This window comes from Rhizobium sp. 01N447_2 (genome assembly GCF_056399245.1).
This window is the reverse complement of record NZ_JBFTQY010000139.1, coordinates 1-6289: the sequence shown is the minus strand read 5'-3', so window position 1 is coordinate 6289 and position 6289 is coordinate 1. Positions and strand designations below refer to the sequence as shown.

Annotated in this window: 4 protein-coding genes and 4 pseudogenes; 4 read left to right on the top strand and 4 right to left on the bottom strand. The window is 60.9% G+C overall.

Annotated elements, in window-relative coordinates:
• Positions 1-1382 (bottom strand): MobQ family relaxase (mobQ, locus tag AC1ECN_RS37970; RefSeq protein WP_477955964.1); only part of this gene is annotated, 1382 nt, incomplete at its 3' end.
• A 284-nt stretch (positions 1383-1666) separates the two neighbouring features.
• On the opposite strand from mobQ, the gene AC1ECN_RS37965 reads away from it, so the two are divergent.
• From AC1ECN_RS37965 to AC1ECN_RS37955, 3 genes and pseudogenes are all read left to right on the top strand, one after another.
• Positions 1667-1984: a mobilization protein gene (locus AC1ECN_RS37965; RefSeq protein ID WP_477955962.1), complete on the top strand. Its 318-nt coding sequence runs from the start codon at positions 1667-1669 to the stop codon at positions 1982-1984.
• The gene (locus tag AC1ECN_RS37960) at positions 1981-3663 is read left to right on the top strand and encodes a type IV secretory system conjugative DNA transfer family protein (RefSeq protein WP_477955960.1); all 1683 of its coding nucleotides are present in this window, start codon (positions 1981-1983) and stop codon (positions 3661-3663) included. Before AC1ECN_RS37965 ends, AC1ECN_RS37960 begins: the two co-directional genes overlap by 4 nt.
• 109 nt (positions 3664-3772) lie before the next feature.
• Positions 3773-4012, top strand: a pseudogene (locus tag AC1ECN_RS37955) (WGR domain-containing protein).
• Between the two features lie 63 nt (positions 4013-4075).
• Here AC1ECN_RS37955 and AC1ECN_RS37950 read toward each other — a convergent pair.
• The 3 genes and pseudogenes from AC1ECN_RS37950 to AC1ECN_RS37940 all read right to left on the bottom strand — a co-directional run.
• Positions 4076-4189, bottom strand: a pseudogene (locus tag AC1ECN_RS37950) (antirestriction protein ArdC); the annotation flags it as partial.
• A gap of 298 nt (positions 4190-4487) precedes the next feature.
• A pseudogene (locus tag AC1ECN_RS37945) lies at positions 4488-5191 on the bottom strand (IS110 family RNA-guided transposase); the annotation flags it as partial.
• Positions 5192-5640: 449 nt separating this feature from the next.
• Positions 5641-5931: a hypothetical protein gene (locus AC1ECN_RS37940; RefSeq protein ID WP_477955958.1), complete on the bottom strand. Its 291-nt coding sequence runs from the start codon at positions 5929-5931 to the stop codon at positions 5641-5643.
• Positions 5932-6161: 230 nt separating this feature from the next.
• Between AC1ECN_RS37940 and AC1ECN_RS37935 the strand changes: the two are divergent.
• Positions 6162-6289, top strand: a pseudogene (locus AC1ECN_RS37935) (IS5/IS1182 family transposase); the annotation flags it as partial.

Below are 6289 nucleotides of genomic sequence, written 5' to 3'. Positions count from 1 at the left end.
GCATTGAGCCGACTACGATCGGCTTGCCAGGAATATTCCCACGACGCCAAGGTGCGGCTCGATATGCCCGACGATTCCTTCAGGCCCTCTGCCGCCTTGCCGGCCAATGCCGCGCCATGAACGCGATAACCTTGCGCTTCCCAGGCCTGGCGGGCAGCCGCCAGCATCGTGCTCTTGCCGGCACCGGCAAAGCCGATCACCACGGCGATCTGACCGGGAGCCGTGACATGCTCGATCGCCTGGCGCTGTTCCGCCGACAGCCCCTGCCCCGGTGACGCACTCACCGCCTGGATCGATCTGTCCTGATCGGCGATGGCCGCATCGACATGCCGCTTGAAGACACCGTGGTTTTGGCGCGTCTTCATCGCAACAGCGGATGTTGCCATCGCGCCCTCGATCGCCACCATCTCGACCGTCGAATAGCGTGCCTCGCCATCGCGACCCCGAAGGCCCGTGCTTTCGGGCCTCAACTCGACGAGAGCCTTCGACGCCATGACCGATGCAAAAGCATTCTGGAAGGTCTGCGGATCGTCGTTGATATAGCGATGCAGAGCCCTGGCAATGTCATAGCGGTTGAAGACGCTCTTCTCGTTGGTAATCAGCCGCAATATCTCTTCGGGCCGACGCCGAATGGTCTCGGCATTGCGGTCGGCCGATTGCGGTGAGATGCGGACGCGCGAGACTGCCCCACCCTGCCGATCGATCTGAGTGGCATGGACACCGACATGTTCGGTCGGCGCGATGGTCAGGCCCGCTTCCAGGTGCGAGCGATGATCGATGCGGATATCGTGACCCGCCATCGCCAGATGCCGATTGGCAAGATGCTCCCACGCCTGGCGCAGATCCTTCAGCTGCAGCTGCGATGGCGGCAGGTGATTGGCGAGAAGCCATCTGTTTTCCCGCTCGAGCAGCGTCTTGTCGCCAAGACCGGTTTCCCTCACCTCACGCGTCGTCATCATCAGATGCGCATGGCTGTTTCTGATATCGCTTCCCTCCCCTGGCCGATGAATGGCGAAGTCGACGGCAGCGCCATAGCGATTGGCGAGATCTTCGGCAAAGGCACGTGTCAGCGCCAGGCGCTGTTCCGCACTGAGCTCATGTGGCAGCGCAATTTCGAATTCCCGGGCAATCCGGGCGTCACTTCGCTTCTCGGCACGCTCGGCGGCATTCCACAAGGCCGATCGCTTCATCGCCCAATAAGCAGAAGACCCAGCCGGCAAGACGATCTCGGCATGCTCGACACCCTGCCGGTTGCTAAAATCATGGGTCAGCCCATCGCGCTCGTTGGTCAGCCGCTCGGCCGCACGATAGGCGGCCGACGCCACGGCGCTGCGGCCACCGCTGCGGGCGATCGGCTTCATGCTGAGATGATAGATCGCCATCGCCCTCCCCTTTGTTAGCGGGCCGCCGGCCCGCGCTTTGAGTTGCCCCGCAACTCGTAAGTGCGCCCTTGTGCCTTCGTCGCTTCGCGCCTTCGGGCACTGGTGGGAGCACGCGGCAATCTCCCGATGACCTCGTAAGCCGTTCACCCGGTTGCTTCCACGCGCAGATTTGCGAGTAGCCGACATGCCACCCATCGCTGCAGCATCTGCGGGCATGCGATTGGGGGCAGGCCATTGTCCTGATGGCGCTGGGCCGATCGCTGATTTGAAGACAAATGGAGAGGATGACAGTGGCACGCAAAACCATCGGCGAACGGCTGGCGCAGCTCGAAGCCCAGCGCAAGACATTGCAGATCCGTCTCGGCAAGCAGGAGCGTGCCATCGACACGCGCCGCAAGGTGCTGATTGGCGCCTTGGTGCTGCATCGGTTGGAGAATGATCGCGATGTGCAGATCGGCGGCGGACTGGCCGAGTGGCTGAGACGGGAACTGCCAAAATTCCTCACGCGCGATGGCGACCGGGACCTGTTCGACGATCTGCTGAAGCCGCAGCCGCACGACCCGTCTCTCGGCAATATCGGCAACGGGAGCGCGGCATCATGATCCATGCCAGCCAGATCAAGATTGCCTTCGCAAACATGATGCGCATGGCGGCCCGCGATCCGCTCTGGGCGATCGTCGCCCTGATCACCTTTCCGCTGCGATATGCCAAGTCGTTTGTCATGGGTGCGACCGGCTATTTGCTTGTCGTGTTCACCGTCTACTTCGGGATCGACTACCTCAGACGCGTGATCCTCGGCGGCCACAGAGGTGACGTCATCTGGCATATCGGCGATTGGGTGGTGATGGCCTTTGCCATCGTGCTGCTCATTCGGCTGTTGTCGACGCCGCTGATCACGCATTTTGGATCGGCGATGGACGATACGCATGGGTCTGCGCGCTTTGCCGGCCGAAGAGAGATTGCGCCACTCACCAAAGCCGGCAGTGGCCTGCTGATCGGCCGTGCGCAAGGTTCCGCTCACTTGCTGCGATATGATGGGCCGGCTCATCTGCTCACCATGGCGCCGACGCGCAGCGGCAAGGGTGTCGGCACCATCATCCCGAACCTTCTGACCGCCGACCGCTCGATCATCTGCATCGATCCGAAGGGCGAGAATGCGATCATCGCCGGTGATGCCCGAGAGAAGTTCGGGCCGGTTCATATCCTCGATCCGTTCGGCATCACCGGCAGACCTTCGGCTGCCTTCAATCCGATGGACGGCGTTGATCCAGACAACGTCGATGTCGCCGAGGATGCAACGACACTTGCCGACGCACTCGTGTTCGACGAACCGGGTCTTTCAGGCGACGCCCATTGGAACGAGGAAGCCAAAGCGCTGATCGCTGGATTGCTGCTGCATGTGCTCGCCAGCCAGCCAGACGACAGGCGCACGCTGACCACGCTCAGGCATTTGCTGACGATGGCGCCGGCGGCGTTCCGTGCCGTGCTGGACGAGATGCAGGACAGTGACGCGGTGAATGGATTGATTGCGCGGGCCGCGAACCGCCATCTTGGCAAGTCGGATCGCGAAGCCAGCGGCGTGTTGTCCGCAGCCCAACGACACACACATTTCCTCGACAGTCCGCGCATGACTGAGGTGCTGTCACGATCGGATTTTCGGTTCGGCGATCTCAAGGCAGACCAGGCGACCGTGTTCCTGGTCTTGCCGCCAGACAGGCTTGCGGCCTATTCGCGTTGGCTGCGTTTGCTGGTGGCCCAGAGCCTGACCGAGATGGCACGAACGGCACCCTCGCCGCAACCATCTGCGCCACCTGTTCTCTATCTGCTCGACGAGTTCGCCGCCCTTGGTCATCTGGCGCCGATCGAACGCGCCATGGGTTTGATGGCAGGTTACGGTGTGCAACTCTGGCCGATCGTCCAGGACATTCATCAGCTGCGCGCCACCTATCGCCAGCGCGCCGGTACGTTTCTGTCCAACGCCGGYGTGCTGCAGGTGTTCGGCGTCAATGATCACGACAGCGCCCGTCTGGTCTCCGATCTGCTTGGCCAGGAGACCGTGGTGTTCAACACGGCGGCCCGCGCACTCGATTCGGAAAAGACCGGCCTCTCCTTTGCCGAGCAGCATGTCGGTCGCCCGCTGCTGACGCCCGACGAAGTGCGCAACATGCATGCCGAGACCGAGCTGCTGTTCATCGCCGGGCAGCGGCCGATCGTTGCGACGAAGTTGCGCTATTATGCCGATCCGGAATTTGCCGGGTTGTTTGACAACCAGGAGACATGAACCAGGAGAGATGAGCCAGGCGGTCCCATCACCCCGATGAATCGATCGGGCCCAACCGATTCACAAATGTCGTTGGACGCGAGCAACCGGTCCTTGCGATTCTGCCGGCATGACAGTTCAACCCTATCGTCTCGAACGCATCGATCCATCGAAGAACATGGCCCGCTTTTATGCGCTGTCGATCGAGCCGAACCTCTTCGGCGAGACCTCGCTCGTGCGCAGCTGAGGACGCATCGGCAGCCGCGGGCAGCAGAAGATCCATGTCTTCGACAGCGAGGCAAAAGCCGTCGTTCTCCTGCTCAGCCTTTTGCGCCAGAAGCGGTCACGAGGCTATCTTCCGCTGCAGTAATCGACATCCGCGTCTTTCATGCTCAAGTGAAGGAAGAGACGGCTGAGTGGAGGAAGAGACGGCTTACGCCGCCTCCTCCTCGTCGAGCTCCGGCTGCAAGGAATGCAGGTAATCGACGGCGCGCTGCGCATGGGCTGCCGCCGAGAAGATGGCGCGCTTGTCGTTACCCAAAACCTCACATGAGGAGTTTGGCGTCAACGGCTATCAAGGTGGCATGTTAGCGTTCCTATTTCGGATCCAAGTCTGAGCCCGATACTTTACCGGCCCGACCTGCGAGCCTGTACAACCTCACATACGGTCGCCGCTCCGGCGGCTGCACCACCATCCCGCTTGCGGCGGGCAAGAGCTCAGGAGAACAGGACCAACCTTGTTCCCGGCTGATAAAGCCATGAAGACCCACGGTCTGTTCACCTGGATCCGTCAGGGCTGATCCGGCCCTGGGGATTGAAAGAGCTTGCAGGTAAGCTGGCATCGGTCAGGCGGATTTCATGACCGCCCCCTCGATGACAACGCCGGCGCTGACATACTTCCACAAGGCCACCAGCAGCTTGCGGGCCAGCGCCACGATCATCGACTTATTGAAGCGACCGCCATTCTGTGTAACGCTGTCCTTGAACCAGCAGGACAGCCTGGAGCTCGGCTGGTAGCGCAGCCATAACCAAGCAAGCTCCACCATCGTGGTTCGCAGCCGTGGATTGCCCGCTTTCGATACGCCCTGCTCACGATTGATCGAGCCGCTTTGCCAAGGCGACGGCGCCAGCCCGGCATAGGCGGCAACTTGACGGTGGTTGTCGAAGTGCCGGAACAGGCCTTCAGAGTGAAGGATTGCCGCGAACTCCGAACCACCGCCGCTGGCGATGCGCTCGTCGTCTGCTCAGCAATAAGCGCATCTCGTTCAGCTTCCACAGTCTTGATCTGCTCGAGCAACAGCTCAAGACGATCGAGCTCACGGGAGATTTGTGCCTTTATGTGCTTGGGGAGCGCACGGTCATCCCCAGTGCGAAGTTCTTCCAGACGCGCTCGGCGATCACGGCGCAAAGGTGCATAATCCCGGATGCCCTGGCAGAAGAGGAGTCGCTCGATGCGGTTGACTTGGAGAACGCGCTCAGCAACCAGCACTTTTCGCTCACGGCCAATACGGCCGCGATCCTCCTCCTCAGGCGTCGGCATCTTGACTAGCACGAAGCGATTGCGCCGTCCGCCACCGCTTGGCGTTTCTCCGTCATCGACACCGAGATACCAGCGATCGTCGAGAACGAAGAAAGCCTGGGGGGAGGTGTTGTCGCGTTCGACGGTCTCGTATTCGAATCGCAGCACTTGCTTCAATGACTGTGGGTCGAAGACTGCCACAAGATGCCGTCCCGGCGAAACCGGTGACGCAGCCGAGGCGCCAAGCGCGCTCGCTATCGCAACGTACTTCCTGTCCTGGCTCTCCAGGATTCGCTCGACATCGCCTTCATACCGGAATCGCTGGACCTTGCCATCGCGAACGGTGATCGCCGAACCACCATGTCCGAACCGCGCTCGTCGTCCGCCGCAACGATCACGTCCCCTACAGCGGTGAGTTTGAACGCATCGGCTATATGCTCGGCCCGCTGATCCGGCAACTCGCGGCCGGTCTGCGCGTCCTACGTCTCGACAGACACGGTGCGGGTCTCTGTTGTACGGCTGATCGTGATCAGGTGGCGTTCGTCGCRGTCGAACGYGATGGCTTCGACTTTCCCTTCGAGGCGCAGGAGCGCCTGTTCGTCGAAGCTCGAAACGCGCCAAAGAGCGGCATCTATTTCACCCGCCATCGCCATTACGTCGTCGGTCGGCGCGAAGGCCACCGCGCTGAGCCGGCCATATGAGCGCGGCCCCTTCGTCGTGAGATTGATCAGTCTACTGCGATCGAGCGGGTTGAAGAATACCCGCAGCATTCGACCATTCGTCAACGCATGCAACATTAGACTGTTTTCGTTGTCGATGACGCCGAGAAATTTCCCGCTTTCGCTGAGCGCTAGGCCCCTGATCGTTTCAGGAGCAGGCACTGTAGCAATCGCGCGAGACTGCGCGACATCCCAGACGCGGACTAGGCTCCAAACCCAATCAAGCCATTGATCAAAATGGATCGCTGTGATTCATTATGATGACAATGGGAGTTTTGATGATGGCAGGAGAGTTCTGGCTTGATGATCAGCAGTGGGCGGTGATTGCGCCTCTACTTCCCACGAACCAACCTGGTGCTCATCGCACTGACGACCGTCGAGTGATTAGTGGAATCATCCATGTCCCTGC